Raw genomic sequence first — 17,013 nt, 5'->3', positions numbered from 1 at the left:
TTAGCGGTCCACGTCGGCCATAACGAAATCGATACTACCCAGGTACGCAATCAAGTCCGCGACCATCTCGCCTTTGATCACCGAAGGGATCTGTTGCAAGTGCGGGAAGCTTGGGGTGCGAATCCGGGTGCGGTAGCTCATGGTGCCGCCATCGCTCGTCAGGTAATAACTGTTGATGCCCTTGGTCGCTTCGATCATCTGGAAGGATTCGTTGGCCGGCATGACCGGGCCCCACGAAACTTGCAGGAAGTGCGTGATCAGGGTCTCGATGTGCTGCAGGGTGCGCTCTTTCGGTGGCGGCGTGGTCAGCGGGTGATCCGCCTTGTACGGGCCTTCCGGCATGTTGCGCATGCACTGCTCGATGATCTTGATGCTCTGGCGCATTTCTTCGACGCGTACGATGCAGCGGTCGTAGGCATCGCCATTGGCTGCCAGCGGCACTTCAAATTCGAAGTTCTCGTAGCCGGAGTACGGACGCGCTTTACGCAAGTCAAAGTCGCAACCGGTGGAACGCAAGCCTGCACCGGTGACGCCCCATTCCAGGGCTTCCTTGGTGTTATAGGCCGCAACGCCGATGGTCCGGCCTTTGAGGATGCTGTTGTCCAGCGCGGCTTTCTGGTATTCGTCCAGACGCTTTGGCATCCACTCGACGAAGTCTTTCACCAGTTTTTCCCAGCCGCGTGGCAGGTCGTGAGCGACACCACCGATGCGGTACCAGGCCGGGTGCAGACGGAAACCGGTAATGGCTTCGATCACCGTGTACGCCTTTTGACGGTCGGTGAACGTGAAGAACACCGGGGTCATGGCGCCGACGTCCTGGATGTAAGTCCCCAGGAACAACAGGTGGCTGGTGATCCGGAAGAACTCGGCCATCATGATGCGGATGACATCGACCTTCTCGGGCACCTTGATGCCGGCCAGCTTCTCGACCGAGAGCACGTACGGCAAGTTGTTCATCACGCCGCCGAGGTAGTCGATACGGTCGGTGTACGGGATGAAGCTGTGCCATGACTGACGCTCGGCCATCTTCTCGGCACCACGGTGGTGGTAGCCAACGTCCGGCACGCAATCGACGATTTCTTCACCGTCCAGCTGCAGGATGATGCGGAAGGCACCGTGAGCAGAAGGGTGGTTCGGGCCGAGGTTGAGGAACATGTAGTCCTCGTTCGCACCTGAACGCTTCATGCCCCAGTCTTCAGGCTTGAAGCGCGCAGCTTCTTCCTCAAGCTGTTGCTTGGCCAGGGTCAGGGTGAACGGGTCGAACTCGGTGGCGCGCGCCGGGAAGTCTTTGCGCAGCGGGTGACCTTCCCAGGTCGGCGGCATCATGATGCGGGTCAGGTGCGGGTGGCCGGGGAAGTCGATGCCGAACATGTCCCAGACTTCGCGCTCGTACCAGTTGGCGTTCGGCCAGATGCCGGTAACGGTCGGTACGCTGAGGTCGCTCTCGGACAAGGCAACCTTGATCATCACGTCGCTGTTACGTTCGATCGACATCAAGTGATAGAACACGGTGAAGTCGGCGCCGCTTGGCAGTCCTTGACGCTTGGTGCGCAGACGCTCGTCCACGCCGTGCAGGTCATAGAGCATGACGTACGGCTTGGGCAGGTTGCGCAGGAAGCTCAGGACTTCGACGAGTTTGGCTCGGGCAACCCAAAGCACCGGCATGCCGGTGCGGGTAGGCTGGGCGGTGAACGCCTCGGGGCCAAAACGGTTGTTCAGTTCGACGACCACATCCTGGTCGTCTGCCTTATAAGGCGGGATGTACAGAGCACTGCCTGTAGTCATGGTTATTTATCGCTTTCGGTCAACGTAAAGAATGAAGCCAGTGTCTCGTTCTATTAAAGAAGCGGATCTGGATCAGACTTCGTCGGGGCTGCGCAGGTTGGTGACTGCGATTCGCTGTTCGCGGCGCTGTTCTTTTTGCGAAGGCATCTCGGCGCGGTATACGCCTTGATCGCCGACGACCCAGGAAAGCGGACGACGCTCCTGTCCAATCGATTCCTGCAACAGCATCAAGCCTTGCAGAAAAGCTTCAGGACGGGGCGGGCAGCCAGGCACGTAGACGTCCACGGGCAGGAACTTGTCCACCCCTTGAACGACTGAGTAGATGTCGTACATGCCACCGGAATTGGCGCACGAACCCATGGAGATAACCCATTTAGGTTCGAGCATTTGCTCGTAGAGACGCTGAATGATCGGCGCCATCTTGATGAAGCAGGTACCGGCGATAACCATGAAATCCGCCTGACGCGGCGATGCCCGGATAACCTCGGCGCCAAAGCGCGCGATGTCGTGGGGCGCCGTGAAGGCGGTGGTCATTTCCACGTAGCAGCACGAAAGACCGAAGTTGTACGGCCACAGGGAGTTCTTGCGCCCCCAGTTGATCGTGCCGTTAAGCACGTCTTCGAGTTTGCCCATGAAGATGTTTTTGTGAACTTGATCTTCTAACGGATCGGAAACGGTTTCCCGTTCGCCAATCGGATACTGCTCGTTAGGAGCATCGGGGTCGATCCTGGTGAGATTGTATTGCATTGCCAAAGCCTCATTGTTTCAGCTTCGCCTGCCGCTTGCGCCGCGCTTCCGGAGCCCAGTCAAGGGCGCCCACTCGGAACAGGTAGACAAGACCTGCCAACAGAATTGCTATGAAAACGAGAGCTTCGACGAATCCGGTCCAGCCGCTTTCGCGGACGGACACAGACCAGGCAAAGAGAAATAGGGCTTCGATATCGAAGATCACGAAGAGCATCGCGACCAGATAGAATTTGGCTGAGAGCCGCAATCGGGCGCCACCTGTAGGTAGCATGCCGGATTCGAACGGTTCGTTTTTGCTGCGGCCCCAGGCTTTTGACCCGAGGAGGGCGGAGACGCCGAGCATGAAGGCGCAGAGGCCGACAACGCCCAGAAGGAAAATGGCAAAGCCCCAGTTGTGGGCCATGAGTCCTGTCGCTTCGGGCATGCTGGTAATCCTTAACAGAGATCAAAGGTCTCTGAGCTTGAAAAGTAACAACGCAGTGACGATATGTCGCAGCAATCAATCTTGCTGATTTTATGGCTAAACACCCAGCAAGTAAAATTCAGATAGCGAAATTATTTAATGGAATAAGGACATGGCGAGCCTTCACAGCGTCGCAGCCCATGCGTTGCGGGCATTAGGCTGTTTTTCATCAATATTGTTTTGTAGGGAATGTAACGAACATAGTGAGTGCTAAATGATAATCAATAGTGTTTGTGTTGGTTTTTAAACTGTTTAATGGGCGGGTGCGCAGGAAGTTGTCTTATATAGCGGATACTGTAAGTAGCGGGCGAAGAGTTTTTACCGTGTTTTTCTGATCGCGATGGCGCTTGGGTCAATGATTTGCTACAGGCGCCACTGTCCCCTGTGGGAGCGAGCCTGCTCGCGATAGCGGTCTGTCAGGTGACATCTTTGCTGAATGTGCCGGCCTCATCGCGAGCAGGCTCACTCCTACAGGGGTTTGCGGTGTTTGTTGGATTGCAGGCAAAAAAACGCCCCGAACCAGTCGGGGCGTCAGATGTGCGACGTTGTGGTTAGCTTTTCAATCAATCGACAACGGTCGTTTGCTCAGATCAGTGGAACTGTTCTTCTTCAGTCGAACCGGTCAGCGCGGTTACCGAAGACGAGCCACCTTGAATCACGGTGGTCATGTCATCGAAGTAGCCGGTGCCCACTTCCTGCTGGTGAGCCACGAAGGTGTAACCCTTGGAGGCGTCAGCAAACTCTTGCTCTTGCAGTTTCACGTAGGCAGTCATGTCGTTGCGGGCGTAGTCGTGCGCCAGGTTGAACATGCTGTGCCACATGTTGTGAATGCCGGCCAGGGTGATGAACTGGTGCTTGTAACCCATGGCGGACAATTCGCGCTGGAACTTGGCGATGGTCGCGTCGTCCAGGTTTTTCTTCCAGTTGAAGGAAGGCGAGCAGTTGTAAGACAGCAGTTGGTCCGGGTATTCCTTTTTGATCGCTTCGGCGAAGCGACGAGCTTCATCCAGGTCTGGCTTGGCGGTTTCGCACCAGATCAGGTCGGCGTACGGCGCGTAAGCCAGGCCGCGAGCGATGGCTTGGTCCAGGCCGGCGCGTACTTTGTAGAAGCCTTCCTGGGTGCGTTCGCCAGTCACGAATGGCTGGTCGTACGGGTCGCAATCGGAAGTCAACAGGTCCGCAGCGTTAGCGTCGGTACGGGCCAGGATGATGGTCGGCGTACCGGCAACGTCAGCAGCCAGGCGAGCAGCGGTCAGCTTCTGTACAGCTTCCTGAGTTGGAACCAGTACCTTGCCGCCCATGTGGCCGCATTTTTTAACGGAGGCCAGTTGGTCTTCGAGGTGAACGCCGGCGGCGCCTGCTTCGATCATGCTTTTCATCAGTTCGTAAGCGTTCAGTACGCCGCCGAAACCGGCTTCAGCGTCAGCCACGATGGGTGCGAAGTAGTCGATGTAGCCTTCGTCGCCCGGGCCTTTGCCGGCTTTCCACTGGATCTGGTCAGCACGACGGAACGAGTTGTTGATGCGCTTGACCACGGTTGGAACCGAATCCACCGGGTACAGCGATTGGTCTGGGTACATCGATTCGGCGGAGTTGTTGTCCGCAGCGACTTGCCATCCCGACAGGTAGATCGCCTGGATGCCTGCTTTTACTTGTTGTACAGCCTGGCCGCCGGTCAGGGCGCCCATGCAGTTGACGAAATCTTTATCAGGACGGAAGGAAGGCTTGGCGCCCTGGGTGACCAGGTTCCAGAGCTTCTCGGCGCCCAGTTTTGCAAAGGTGTGCTCTGGTTGAACCGAGCCACGCAGACGGACGACGTCAGCAGCGGAGTAAGCGCGTGTCACGCCTTTCCAGCGCGGGTTTTCAGCCCAGTCTTTTTCGAGGGCTGCAATTTGCTGTTCGCGTGTCAGTGCCATGGGAGTAAACCTCGTCGCGTCTTGTATGAAAAGTCGTTCTTGGTTGGAAAATTCATGCGCTCGCTGACCAGAAGCTTATTGGGTCAGGTCGGGTTCAGCGGGGATGGCGACGGGATGAACGATGGGCTCGAGGGGAAGTGAGCAGGTAAGGGCGAACTGGCGAGCGCATTCGGGCGTCGTGGGCCTCAGTGCGAACTTCAGTGTGGTGCCGGGTTTACCTAAATACGCTTCCGTCCCTCGGGACAACTTCGTTCCAGTCGGCAACCTCGTCAAACACACCTTGTGGGCGGTACAGACACGAAGCGGCTCGCGGGGTAGGTGCGAGCATCGCCTCGAAGGCCCTTGCCAGGGCCCCTGATTAGCGGGAGCGAGGCCATCATGCCTTTGCTTTTTTGGCTCGTCAAACATTTTGTAGTGCTTTTTTTCAGGCACTACATCTTTGGTCTAATACGACTTGTCAGTCAGTTTTTGGTGGTTTAGTCCAAAGTGTCGACTTTCACCCGCAGCGTCATGTCGTCGCGGCCCTGAGTAGAGTAACTGCGGGTCGAGCCTTGTTTGTCGGCTTGGGTTTGACGATTCACGCCGGCCAGGGTGATCCACTCGCCGAGGCGTCCCGTGACAGTTGTGTCGGTGCTTTGCACATTCACTACATCCGGACGTTCCTGGCTCATCCGATCACGGTTAGTGCTGATGGAAAGGTGAACGATGTCGCCCGTAACGCTGGCGGTGACGTAGAAGCCCTGCGTGACGTTGCGGTATTCAGTCTGGCTGCGCGGGTCGCCGTAGGAGTCGGTTTGGGTGCTGGTCAGCGGTACGCTTTGGCCGACCTGAATCAGTGCCGGCGCACCCTCGCTGGCCTGAACTTGCTGAATGCCTCCATCACGGCTTTCGGTGCTGCGGTTGATGATTCGGGTCTGGCTCGGTTTGGCGCCGTTTACCGAATATCCCTGGTCGCCCTGGAAGTTGTTTTCGTTGGTGTCGACGGTGATCAGCAGGCGTTTGGGTTGCGTATCAAGTTGGGCAATAAGTGCCTTAAGTTCGTTGATCTTGCTTTGATCCGCATTAATAATCAGTTGGTTGCCATAGGCGCTGACCTGGCCGTCCTTGCCGATAAAGTCTTGTGCCATGGGCAGCATATCGGCGCTGGTGTGGTAGTTGAGGGGCACGATCTCGGTGGCCGCCATGACCGAAAAACTGCAGGTCAGCAGCAGCGTGGTGAGCAGGGTGCGTAGGGACATATCCGTTATCTCCGACAACATGAAATGTTGATATTGCCAGTTTGTCGGCCCCGCGTGGTGCAAGTTGAATCACGGACAGCAAAACGCCCCGGCATCGGGTGATGGCGGGGCGTTTTGGGGTGTACTTCAGTGCCCCATCGCGAGTAGGCTCGCTCCCACACTGGTTCTGCGTCGTTCACAGATTAAGTGTGGGAGAACCCCGCCCGGCCTCCCTGTGGGAGATTAAGTGTGGGAGCGAGCCTGCTCGCGATGGCAGCACCTCGGTGTTATGCCGAGTGCCGCACCATGTCCACGTGTGGAATTCCTGCTTCCAGGAACTCCTCGCTGACCAGGCTAAAACCCAAGCGCTCATAGAACGCCGTGGCCTGTACCTGAGCACTCAACATTTGCTGCTTCAAGCCACGCTTTTCGGCTTCACCGATCACCGCTTGCATCAGCGCATCGCCGACTTTCAAGCCGCGCCAGTCTTTCAGTACCGATACCCGGCCAACATGCCCGTCGGGCAGCAAGCGAGCGGTGCCAATCGGAAAGTCGCCTTCGAAGGCCAGAAAATGCACCGCTGTCGCGTCATCAGCATCCCATTCCAACTCTGGTGGAACGGATTGCTCGGCGATGAACACCGTCTCACGAATGCGCCGGATCTCGGCGTTATCCTTTTGCCAGTCTGCGACACGAACGTGGATTTTATTCATCAGCAAACCCCAGGCTTCCTTGCTTGACCAGTTCGCACAGCAGGCCGCGGCCGTCTTCGTCGCTCAGCCAGTCGCCGAGGTTGTCGGTGTGCAGGGCGTCTGCGGCGCAGATCAGTTTCAACAACTCGCGCAATTTACCCGGCAGGTAACGGCTCTGGCCGCTGGCGAACAGCAGCAGGTCGTCATCGACTTCGGACCAGGCCAGGCGCGCGCTCGGATTACGAATCAGCACCGCGCCTTCTTCCAGGCTGGCGAGCAGGTCTTCTTCTTCGACTTCTTCCGGGCCCACTACCAGTTCCGGGTAGCGTGGTTCGGTCATGAACTGGCCGAACCAGGTCAGCAGCAGGCGTTCGTCGCTCATGTGCTCGGCCAGCAAGCTCTTCAGGCGATCAAGCGCATCGTGCTGGATCTGATGAGGGTCTACCGCCGGCAAGGCGTCGGCATCGGTGTAGCGCTCTTCGTCCGTCAGGAACTGGCTGAGGAAGTCGGTAAAGTGAGTCAGCACTTCGGCGGCGCTTGGCGCGCGGAAGCCTACCGAGTAGGTCATGCAGTTGTCGATCGCAACACCGCAATGGGCCAGGCGCGGTGGCAGGTACAGCATGTCGCCCGGTTCCAGAATCCACTCTTCAGTGGCGTCGAAGTCGGCGAGGATGCGCAGGTCTGCATGTTGCAGCAGCTTGCTTTCGGAATCGCACATCTGGCCGATTTTCCAGTTGCGCTTGCCGTGACCCTGAAGCAGGAAAACGTCGTAGTTGTCGAAGTGCGGGCCGACGCTGCCACCGGGAGCGGCATAGCTGATCATCACGTCATCGACACGCCAGCTCGGCAGGAAACGGAAGTTTTCCAGCAGTTCGCTGACTTCCGGCACAAATTGGTCGACCGCTTGAACCAGCAGGGTCCACTCGGTTTCTGGCAACTTGCTGAATTCGTCTTCGGCGAACGGGCCGCGGCGCAATTCCCAAGGGCGCTCGCCGTGTTCGATCACCAGGCGCGATTCAACTTCTTCTTCCAGCGCCAGGCCGGCCAGTTCGTCGGCATCGATCGGGCTTTCGAAATCAGGAATTGCCTGGCGGATCAGCAACGGCTTTTTCTGCCAGTAATCACGCAGGAACTCGCGCGCCGTGATGCCACCCAGAAGTTGAAGAGGAATATCAGGATTCATGTGTAACCTATTGAAAAAATGCACTTTTCAGACGGGAATAAAAACGCCCGGCGCTGCCGGGCGTCTCAAACGGGTGCAGCGGTCGATCAGATGCGCTTGGCTTGTGCCACGGCGTTGCCGATGTAGTTCGCCGGGGTCAGCAGTTTCAGTTCGGCTTTCGCGGCGGCAGGCATGTCCAAGCCGTCGATGAAAGTCTGCAACGCTTCTGGGCTGATGCCCTTGCCGCGCGTCAATTCTTTCAGCTTCTCGTACGGGTTTTCGATGTTGTAGCGGCGCATTACGGTCTGGATCGGCTCGGCCAGGACTTCCCAGCAAGCGTCCAGATCAGCTGCAATTTTCTGAGCATTCAGCTCGAGTTTGCTGATGCCTTTGAGGCTGGCTTCATACGCGATCACGCTGTGGGCGAAGCCGACACCGAGGTTGCGCAGGACGGTGGAGTCGGTCAGGTCGCGCTGCCAGCGGGAGATTGGCAGCTTGCTCGCCAAATGCTGGAACAGTGCGTTGGCGATACCCAGGTTGCCTTCGGAGTTTTCGAAGTCGATCGGGTTGACCTTGTGCGGCATGGTTGACGAACCGATTTCGCCAGCGATGGTGCGCTGTTTGAAATAGCCCAGGGAGATGTAGCCCCAGATGTCACGGTCAAAGTCGATCAGGATGGTGTTGAAGCGTGCAATCGCGTCGAACAGCTCGGCAATGTAGTCGTGCGGTTCGATCTGCGTGGTGTAAGGGTTGAAGCCCAGGCCCAGTTCGTCTTCGATGAAGGCGCGGGCGTTTTCTTCCCAGTCGATTTCAGGGTAGGCAGAGATGTGTGCGTTGTAGTTGCCGACAGCGCCGTTGATCTTGCCCAGCAGCGGAACGGCAGCGACCTGGGCGATTTGACGCTCCAGACGGTAAACCACGTTCGCCAGTTCTTTGCCCAGGGTGGTCGGCGACGCCGGTTGACCATGGGTGCGCGACAGCATTGGCACGTCGGCGAAACGGATCGCCAATTCGCGGATGGCTTCGGCAGTTTGGCGCATTAGCGGCAGCATCACATCATCACGGCCTTCGCGCAGCATCAGGGCGTGGGACAGGTTGTTGATGTCCTCGCTGGTGCAGGCAAAGTGGATGAATTCGCTGACCTTGGCCAGTTCCGGCAGCTTGGCCGCTTGCTCTTTAAGCAAGTATTCGATGGCTTTTACGTCGTGGTTGGTGGTGCGCTCGATCTCTTTTACGCGCTCGGCGTGCTCCAGGGCGAAATTGTCCGCCAAGGTGTTCAGCACCGCGTTGGCTTCGGCAGAGAACGCCGGCACTTCGCTGATGCCAGGGTGAGCGGCCAGGCGCTGGAGCCAGCGCACTTCAACCAGAACGCGAGCACGGATCAGGCCGTATTCGCTGAAAATTGGGCGCAGGGCCTGGGTTTTGCCGGCGTAGCGGCCGTCAACAGGGGAAACCGCAGTGAGCGAAGAAAGCTGCATGGGGTGTTCTCGGACAGTCGGGCAACGAAATGGGGCGCGTATCATACATGAAAAAATTCGCGGGTCCGTTGCCAACTGACCAGCGTATTACGCGTTACAGATTACAAAAAGTCTTGCAGGCGCGGTTCAGCTGCTGCGCATCAGCGGATAAAGCTCTTTCAATAACTTGCGACGGCTGATCACCAGTTGCCAGCGATGACCACCCAACTGGCGCCACAACCGCGCCGAACGAATTCCGGCCAGCAACAGCGCGCGAATTTTCGAGGCGTTGCTTGGTTGCTGCAGGTTGCGCATGTCGCCGTGAACCTGAATTCGCTGGCGCAAGGTACTCAAGGTGTCTTGATACAGCGCACCGCAAGCCGCAATCACGTTTTCGTGGCTTGGGCCAAAGTGTTCAACCTGCGACTGAATCTGCGGCAAGCGTTTGCCGATCACTTCCAGCATCTCGCCGCGCTTGGCCAATTGACGTTCCAGGCCCAGCATCGCCAGCGCGTAACGCAGTGGCTCGCGTTGGAGGGTGTTCGGGTCGCGTTCCAGGGCGCCGATCAATGCGCGATAACCTTCGCGCAAATTGATGTCGTCGCCTCCGTACACTTCCAGCGTGTCCTTGGGGTCGCGAATCAACAGGCTGCCGAGCATGCAGGTCAGGCCTGCTTCGGTGGTCTGGCCGGTCTTGGCGATCTTGTCGACCAATACGGCGGCGAGGAATACACCCCCCAGCGCCGTCAGTTGTTCCTGAGTCGGGCTCATTGTGGCTGGCCTGTTGAAGTGCCTTTGCTGGTCCACGGTTCCGCCACTTCTATCACGCCGCCGCCGAGGCAGATTTCGCCGTCGTAAAACACCACCGATTGGCCCGGGGTGACCGCGCGTTGCGGGTCGTCGAAGGTCGCGCGGTAACCGCTGGCGGTTTTTTCCAAGGTACAGGGCTGGTCGCTTTGGCGGTATCGCACTTTAGCGGTCAGTTTGCGCGGCTCGGTCAAATCCACCGGATTAACCCAATAGATGTCCGAAGCCAGCAGGGCCCGAGAAAACAGATAAGGATGGTCATTGCCCTGGCCAACGATCAGCTCGTTGTGCTCCAGGTCTTTGATCAGCACATACCAAGGCTCGTCGCCGGCATCTTTCAGGCCGCCGATGCCCAAGCCCTGACGCTGGCCGATGGTGTGGTACATCAAGCCATGGTGGCGGCCGATGACTTCACCTTCGGTGGTCTTGATCTCGCCCGGCTGGGCAGGCAGGTACTGCTTGAGAAAGTCGCTGAAGCGGCGTTCGCCGATGAAGCAGATGCCGGTGGAATCCTTTTTCTTCGCGGTGGCCAGGTCGTGTTTTTCAGCAATCGCGCGAACTTCGGGTTTTTCCAGTTCGCCGACCGGGAACAGTGTCTTGGCGATCTGTTCGCCCCCTACAGCGTGCAGGAAGTAGCTCTGGTCCTTGTTCGGGTCCAGGCCCTTGAGCAGTTCGGTACGGCCGTCGATGTCGCGGCGACGCACGTAATGGCCGGTAGCGATCAGGTCGGCGCCGAGCATCATGGCGTAGTCGAGGAACGCCTTGAACTTGATTTCGCGGTTGCAGAGGATGTCCGGGTTTGGGGTGCGACCGGCCTTGTATTCGGCCAGGAAGTGCTCGAACACGTTGTCCCAGTACTCGGCTGCGAAGTTGGCGGTGTGCAGCTTGATGCCAATCTTGTCGCAAACAGCTTGGGCGTCCGCCAGGTCGTCCATGGCGGTGCAGTATTCCGTTCCATCGTCTTCTTCCCAGTTCTTCATGAACAGGCCTTCCACCTCATAGCCCTGCTCGATCAGCAGGAGAGCGGAAACGGAGGAGTCCACGCCGCCGGACATGCCGACAATGACGCGCTTCTTTTGTGTGTCAGAAGGGGCTGGATCACGCATAGGGATTCAACGAGTGTCTTGAAAAAGGACGCGATTCTAGCAGGCCCAAGGCCACAAGGCTAAAGAGAAGGGCGGATCAGTTCGAGACCGAAGTGATTGCCTGCCAGATAATCATCGATGCAGCGAATGATCAACTCGCTGCGCCAGTTTGCACGTTGTTGCATTAATTCGTCACGGGTCAGCCACTTGGCGCCGAGGATGCCGTCGTCCAGCTGATAGTCCGGGTGATGTTTAAGCGGTTTTGCGGTGAAGCAAACCCGTTGATAGGTGACGCCATTGCTGGGGGCGGTATAGAGGTAAATGCCCACCACGCCCGTTGGCTCGACATCCCAGCCAGTTTCTTCGAGGGTTTCGCGTACGGCGGCCTCGATCAGGGTTTCGTTTGGGTCCAGGTGCCCGGCAGGCTGGTTAAGCACCGCTCGTCCGCCCTTTGATTCTTCGACCATCAGGAAACGGCCGTTGTCTTCGACGATGGTGGCGACGGTGATGTGGGGTTTCCAGTCCATAAAGCTTCCTCGAATTCTGAATAGTGAAACACGGACCCTGTGGGAGCGAGCTTGCTCGCGATATCGGTAGATCAGTCAATATCAATGTTGAATGATAATCCGCTATCGCGAGCAGGCTCGCTCCCACAATGGATTCGGTTTCTGCAGATAAATCTGTGTGGCATCTACAAATAGAAACCCCGGCACTGGGCCGGGGCTTCTTTGCATCCTTACAACCTTAAACCAGCGCAGCAATCGCGGCGTTGAAGGTGTTGCTTGGGCGCATGGCCTTGCTGATCAAGTCGGCATTGGCGTGGTAGTAACCGCCGATGTCCACTGGCTTGCCCTGAACGGCATTAAGCTCGGCAACGATGGTTGCTTCGTTCTCGGTCAGGTTCTTGGCCAGCTCACCAAACTGCGCTTGCAGTGCAGTGTCTTCAGTCTGGGCAGCCAGAGCCTGAGCCCAGTACAGCGCCAGGTAGAAGTGGCTGCCGCGGTTGTCGATGTTGCCGACTTTGCGCGATGGCGACTTGTTGTTGTCCAGGAACTGGCCGGTGGCCTGGTCCAGAGTCTTGGCCAATACCAGCGCTTTAGGGTTGTTGTAAGTCACACCCAGATGCTCGAGGGAGGCGGCCAGGGCCAGGAATTCGCCCAAGGAATCCCAGCGCAAGAAGTTCTCTTCCAGCAGCTGTTGGACGTGCTTCGGTGCCGAACCGCCAGCGCCGGTTTCGAACAAACCGCCGCCATTCATCAGCGGCACGATCGACAGCATCTTGGCGCTGGTGCCCAGTTCCATGATCGGGAACAGGTCGGTCAGGTAGTCGCGCAGTACGTTGCCAGTCACCGAGATGGTGTCCTTGCCTTCGCGAGTACGACCCAAGGTGAAAGCCATCGCGTCGACAGGCGACATGATGCGGATGTCCAGGCCGCTGGTGTCGTGATCCTTCAGGTAAGCCTGAACTTTCTCGATCACTACGCCATCGTGAGCGCGCATAGGGTCCAGCCAGAAAATCGCCGGGGTGCTGCTTGCGCGGGCACGGTTGACGGCCAGTTTGACCCAGTCCTGGATCGGCGCGTCTTTGGTCTGGCACATGCGGAAAATATCGCCGGCTTCAACCGACTGTTCCAGCAGGGTGCGACCCGCGCTGTCGGTCACCCGAACCACGCCATTGGTCTTGATCTGGAAGGTCTTGTCGTGCGAGCCGTACTCTTCGGCTTTTTTAGCCATCAGGCCAACGTTAGGTACGCTGCCCATGGTGGTCGGATCGAAAGCGCCGTTGGCCTTGCAGTCTTCGATCACTGCCTGGTAAATGGTGGCGTAGCAGCGATCCGGGATCACAGCCTTGGTGTCGTGCAACTGGCCGTCGGTGCCCCACATCTTGCCGGAGTCACGGATCATTGCCGGCATCGAGGCGTCGACGATAACGTCGCTCGGCACGTGCAGGTTGGTGATGCCTTTGTCGGAGTTGACCATGGCCAACGAAGGACGAGCGGCATAGACCGCCTGGATGTCCGCTTCGATTTGCGCTTGTTGATCGGCAGGCAACGCCTTGATCCGAGCGTACAAATCGCCGATGCCGTTGTTCAGGTTGAAGCCGATCTGAGCCAGCACGTCAGCGTGCTTGGCCAATGCGTCTTTATAGAACTCGGCAACAATCTGGCCGAACATGATCGGGTCGGAGACCTTCATCATGGTGGCTTTCAGGTGAACCGACAGCAGCACGCCCTTGGCTTTTGCGTCTTCGATCTCGGCAGCGATGAAACTGCGCAGCGCTTTTTTGCTCAGGACTGCGCAATCGAGGATCTCACCGGCTTGCACGGTGGTTTTTTCTTTCAGGACGGTGGTGGTGCCGTCTTGAGCGATCAATTCGATTTTGACAGCGTCTGCGGCGTCGATCAGGGCAGCTTTCTCGCTGCCGTAGAAATCACCGGTGCTCATGTGTGCCACGTGAGACTTGGAGTCTGCAGCCCAGGCGCCCATTTTGTGCGGGTGCTTGCGCGCGTAGTTCTTGACCGACAGTGGGGCGCGGCGGTCGGAGTTGCCTTCGCGCAGCACCGGGTTTACGGCACTGCCCTTGATTTTGTCGTAACGCGACTTGGCTTCTTTGTCTGCATCGCTGGTCACGGTTTCCGGGTAGTCCGGCAGTGCGAAGCCCTGGGCTTGCAACTCTTTGATCGCGGCCTGCAATTGCGGTACCGAGGCACTGATGTTCGGCAACTTGATGATGTTGGCTTCAGGCGTAACGGCCAGGTCGCCCAGTTCGGCGAGGTGGTCGGCTACGGCTTTTTCACCCAATTGCTCGGGGAAGCTGGCCAGAATGCGCCCTGCAAGAGAGATATCGCGGGTTTCCACGGCGATATCAGCGGAGGCGGTGAAGGCCTCTACGATAGGCAACAGTGAATAGGTGGCGAGGGCTGGGGCTTCGTCGGTGAAGGTATAGATGATCTTCGAGCGGGTGGGCATATTCGGATTAACTCTCTCTTCTATGCTAAAGCATGCGCAGAAACTCGAGGGGCGCAGGGTAAGCGCGTTCGTTCAAAGTCATCCATGAGCCGAATGTCGAGATTTTTGCGCGGTGATGTTGGGTGCATCAGTCGAGCGTCAAGCGGGTGGGCTGCTGGTAGCAGTCCTGCTTTTCGGGCTCATGTCTCGGCTACAGTGCAGTGGCAGAGCGGTCGGCCGTCGTGACTCTGTGGTCAGCGGCGGCATTATACATAGGTAGCTGGCAATCTGCCGATGGTTCATACACAACGATGATCGTCCATTGGTCTAAAGGTCGCAGGGCTGTGCGCGGCGTAAAGTCGCTGGCTGTGCTCGAGATTGGCGCTTTTCCCTTTGCTTTCAATCTTGTAGAACATGAACTGCGCGGCTTTGCAGCAGATGAGCAGAACATAGGGTTTGCGCGCCGATTTAACTGGGGTACGCTCGAACGAAGCCAGATGTTCAATCCAAACAATGGAGTTCAGCATGGGATACAAGAAGATTCAGGTTCCAGCCGTTGGCGAAAAAATTACCGTCAACGCGGACCATTCTCTCAATGTTCCTAACAACCCGATCATCCCCTTCATTGAAGGTGATGGTATTGGTGTTGATATCAGCCCGGTCATGATCAAGGTTGTCGATGCTGCTGTTAAGAAGGCTTACGGCGGCGATCGCAAAATTTCCTGGATGGAAGTCTACGCCGGGGAGAAAGCGACTCAGGTTTACGATCAGGACACCTGGCTACCTCAGGAAACCCTGGACGCGGTGAAGGATTACGTGGTTTCCATCAAGGGCCCTCTGACCACGCCGGTCGGTGGTGGCATCCGCTCCCTGAACGTGGCCCTGCGCCAACAACTCGACCTTTATGTGTGCCTGCGCCCGGTGCGCTGGTTTGAAGGCGTGCCGAGCCCGGTCAAGAAGCCTGGCGACGTCGACATGACCATTTTCCGCGAGAACTCGGAAGACATCTACGCCGGTATCGAGTGGAAAGCAGGTTCGCCGGAAGCGACCAAAGTCATCAAGTTCCTTAAAGAAGAAATGGGCGTTACCAAGATCCGTTTCGACGAGAACTGCGGCATCGGCGTCAAGCCGGTTTCCTTGCAGGGCACCAAACGTCTGGCGCGCAAGGCCTTGCAATACGTGGTCGACAACGACCGCGACTCGCTGACCATCGTGCATAAAGGCAACATCATGAAGTTCACCGAAGGTGCCTTCAAAGAGTGGGCTTACGAAGTGGCGGCTGAAGAGTTCGGCGCGACCTTGCTCGATGGTGGCCCGTGGATGCAGTTCAAAAACCCGAAAACCGGCAAGAATGTCATCGTCAAGGACGCCATCGCCGACGCCATGCTCCAGCAGATCCTGCTGCGCCCGGCCGAGTACGATGTGATCGCGACCCTGAACCTCAACGGCGACTACCTCTCCGACGCCCTGGCGGCCGAAGTGGGCGGTATTGGTATCGCACCGGGTGCGAACCTGTCCGACACCATCGCGATGTTCGAGGCCACCCACGGTACTGCGCCGAAATACGCCGGCAAGGACCAGGTCAACCCGGGTTCGCTGATTTTGTCTGCAGAAATGATGCTGCGTCACATGGGCTGGACCGAAGCGGCCGACCTGATCATCAAGGGCACCAACGGCGCGATTTCCGCCAAAACTGTTACCTATGATTTCGAACGTCTGATGGATGGCGCCAAGTTGGTGTCTTCTTCCGGCTTCGGCGATGCGCTGATTTCGCACATGTAAGCGGGCAGATACAAAAAAACCGCCTTCGGGCGGTTTTTTAATGACTGGATGTTTTTAGCTTCAGCCGGACACTTTCTCTTCTTGGGTCGATACGTCAACAACCGTCCCATGCGTGGATTCCGGCGCTGCAATCTTGACTGCATGAAGCCCCTTTGGGCCCTGCACAATGTCGAAGCTTACAGCCTGTCCAGCCTTGAGGGTTTTATAGCCCTCCATTTCAATGGCGGAGTAGTGAGCAAAGAAATCAATAAGATGACCGTCCTCGTCGCGACCTTCGCGGGCTTCGGTGTTGATAAAACCAAACCCCTTGGCATTGTTGAACCATTTCACCTTACCGACTGACATACCCATATCCCTCTGCAACAGACTCCATCACTGGAGTATCATCCAGTACATCCGCAGTCGAATCTCATAAATAAGATTGACTCCGCGGACCTTTTTTACCCACTGTGGGCTCTATTGGTTGTAACACCGTTTTGCTGATAGTCAAGGTGACCAGGCAGTCGGAGTTGAAATCGTTGACGACCGTCCCCACTACTGTATTCGCACAACTGACGAACCTTTCTTTCCATGCATGCAATCAGCCAGATTCGACTAACATTCAATCAGGATGTCCCTGATTCACACGACGACGATTCCGCAGGCGTTGCTGTTCAGGAGGCAAAGCCTGCTTTACAGGCGCCACCGATGTACAAGGTGGTTTTGTTCAATGATGACTACACACCGATGGATTTCGTCGTCGAAGTGCTCGAGGTGTTTTTTAACCTGAATCGCGAGCTGGCGACCAAGGTCATGCTGGCCGTTCACACAGAAGGACGGGCAGTATGTGGAGTGTTTACCCGCGACATCGCCGAGACCAAGGCCATGCAGGTCAACCAATACGCCAGGGAAAGCCAGCATCCGCTACTCTGTGAAATCGAGAAGGACGGTTAATCGCCGACCACTTGGGTA

General features: G+C 57.3%; 15 protein-coding genes and 1 pseudogene. 2 read left to right on the top strand and 14 right to left on the bottom strand.

The window, feature by feature from the left end:
• The 13 genes from nuoC to ACQR3R_RS12675 form a co-directional block, all read right to left on the bottom strand.
• The gene (gene nuoC, locus ACQR3R_RS12735) at positions 1 to 1,785 is read right to left on the bottom strand and encodes an NADH-quinone oxidoreductase subunit C/D (RefSeq protein ID WP_428272554.1); all 1,785 of its coding nucleotides are present in this window, start codon (positions 1,783 to 1,785) and stop codon (positions 1 to 3) included.
• A gap of 72 nt (positions 1,786 to 1,857) precedes the next feature.
• The gene (locus ACQR3R_RS12730; RefSeq protein WP_008146035.1) at positions 1,858 to 2,532 is read right to left on the bottom strand and encodes a NuoB/complex I 20 kDa subunit family protein; all 675 of its coding nucleotides are present in this window, start codon (positions 2,530 to 2,532) and stop codon (positions 1,858 to 1,860) included.
• A gap of 10 nt (positions 2,533 to 2,542) precedes the next feature.
• Positions 2,543 to 2,956: an NADH-quinone oxidoreductase subunit A gene (locus ACQR3R_RS12725; protein WP_027616013.1), complete on the bottom strand. Its 414-nt coding sequence runs from the start codon at positions 2,954 to 2,956 to the stop codon at positions 2,543 to 2,545.
• A 629-nt stretch (positions 2,957 to 3,585) separates the two neighbouring features.
• Positions 3,586 to 4,911: an isocitrate lyase gene (gene aceA / locus ACQR3R_RS12720; RefSeq protein WP_428272553.1), complete on the bottom strand. Its 1,326-nt coding sequence runs from the start codon at positions 4,909 to 4,911 to the stop codon at positions 3,586 to 3,588.
• A 476-nt stretch (positions 4,912 to 5,387) separates the two neighbouring features.
• A complete protein-coding gene (locus tag ACQR3R_RS12715; RefSeq protein ID WP_428272552.1) occupies positions 5,388 to 6,149 on the bottom strand; it encodes a secretin N-terminal domain-containing protein in 762 nt (253 codons plus the stop codon).
• 266 nt (positions 6,150 to 6,415) lie between these two features.
• Positions 6,416 to 6,841, bottom strand: coding sequence for a GNAT family N-acetyltransferase (locus ACQR3R_RS12710; protein ID WP_017339601.1), 426 nt, complete (start codon positions 6,839 to 6,841; stop codon positions 6,416 to 6,418).
• Positions 6,834 to 8,003: a JmjC domain-containing protein gene (locus tag ACQR3R_RS12705; RefSeq protein ID WP_428272551.1), complete on the bottom strand. Its 1,170-nt coding sequence runs from the start codon at positions 8,001 to 8,003 to the stop codon at positions 6,834 to 6,836. The genes ACQR3R_RS12710 and ACQR3R_RS12705 overlap by 8 nt, the downstream gene beginning before the upstream one ends.
• Before the next feature lie 86 nt (positions 8,004 to 8,089).
• The gene (gene purB / locus ACQR3R_RS12700; protein ID WP_428272550.1) at positions 8,090 to 9,460 is read right to left on the bottom strand and encodes an adenylosuccinate lyase; all 1,371 of its coding nucleotides are present in this window, start codon (positions 9,458 to 9,460) and stop codon (positions 8,090 to 8,092) included.
• A gap of 126 nt (positions 9,461 to 9,586) precedes the next feature.
• Positions 9,587 to 10,210 (bottom strand): high frequency lysogenization protein HflD, encoded by a 624-nt coding sequence (gene hflD / locus ACQR3R_RS12695; protein WP_428272549.1) that lies wholly within the window; start codon positions 10,208 to 10,210, stop codon positions 9,587 to 9,589.
• Positions 10,207 to 11,352, bottom strand: coding sequence for a tRNA 2-thiouridine(34) synthase MnmA (gene mnmA, locus ACQR3R_RS12690; protein ID WP_428272548.1), 1,146 nt, complete (start codon positions 11,350 to 11,352; stop codon positions 10,207 to 10,209). The genes hflD and mnmA overlap by 4 nt, the downstream gene beginning before the upstream one ends.
• 59 nt (positions 11,353 to 11,411) lie before the next feature.
• The gene (locus ACQR3R_RS12685; RefSeq protein WP_428272547.1) at positions 11,412 to 11,858 is read right to left on the bottom strand and encodes an NUDIX domain-containing protein; all 447 of its coding nucleotides are present in this window, start codon (positions 11,856 to 11,858) and stop codon (positions 11,412 to 11,414) included.
• Between the two features lie 217 nt (positions 11,859 to 12,075).
• Positions 12,076 to 14,301, bottom strand: a complete 2,226-nt coding sequence (locus ACQR3R_RS12680; RefSeq protein WP_428272545.1) for an NADP-dependent isocitrate dehydrogenase — start codon at positions 14,299 to 14,301, stop codon at positions 12,076 to 12,078.
• Between the two features lie 278 nt (positions 14,302 to 14,579).
• Positions 14,580 to 14,807, bottom strand: a complete 228-nt coding sequence (locus ACQR3R_RS12675) for a hypothetical protein (protein ID WP_428272544.1) — start codon at positions 14,805 to 14,807, stop codon at positions 14,580 to 14,582.
• Between ACQR3R_RS12675 and icd the strand changes: the two genes are divergently transcribed.
• Positions 14,806 to 16,062, top strand: a complete 1,257-nt coding sequence (gene icd / locus ACQR3R_RS12670) for an NADP-dependent isocitrate dehydrogenase (protein ID WP_428272543.1) — start codon at positions 14,806 to 14,808, stop codon at positions 16,060 to 16,062. The genes ACQR3R_RS12675 and icd overlap by 2 nt on opposite strands.
• Before the next feature lie 123 nt (positions 16,063 to 16,185).
• Here the strand turns inward: icd and ACQR3R_RS12665 are convergent.
• A pseudogene (locus tag ACQR3R_RS12665) lies at positions 16,186 to 16,407 on the bottom strand (cold shock domain-containing protein); the annotation flags it as partial.
• A gap of 225 nt (positions 16,408 to 16,632) precedes the next feature.
• Between ACQR3R_RS12665 and clpS the strand changes: the two are divergent.
• On the top strand, positions 16,633 to 16,995 hold the full coding sequence (clpS, locus tag ACQR3R_RS12660) for an ATP-dependent Clp protease adapter ClpS (RefSeq protein WP_428272542.1): 363 nt from the start codon (positions 16,633 to 16,635) through the stop codon (positions 16,993 to 16,995).
• Positions 16,996 to 17,013: the final 18 nt, after the last annotated feature.

It is taken from the genome of Gordonia sp. IEGM753 (genome assembly GCF_050321825.1).
Classification (GTDB): domain Bacteria; phylum Pseudomonadota; class Gammaproteobacteria; order Pseudomonadales; family Pseudomonadaceae; genus Aquipseudomonas.
Note: the sequence above shows the minus strand (reverse complement) of the source record. Positions and strands in the feature narration are given on the sequence as shown.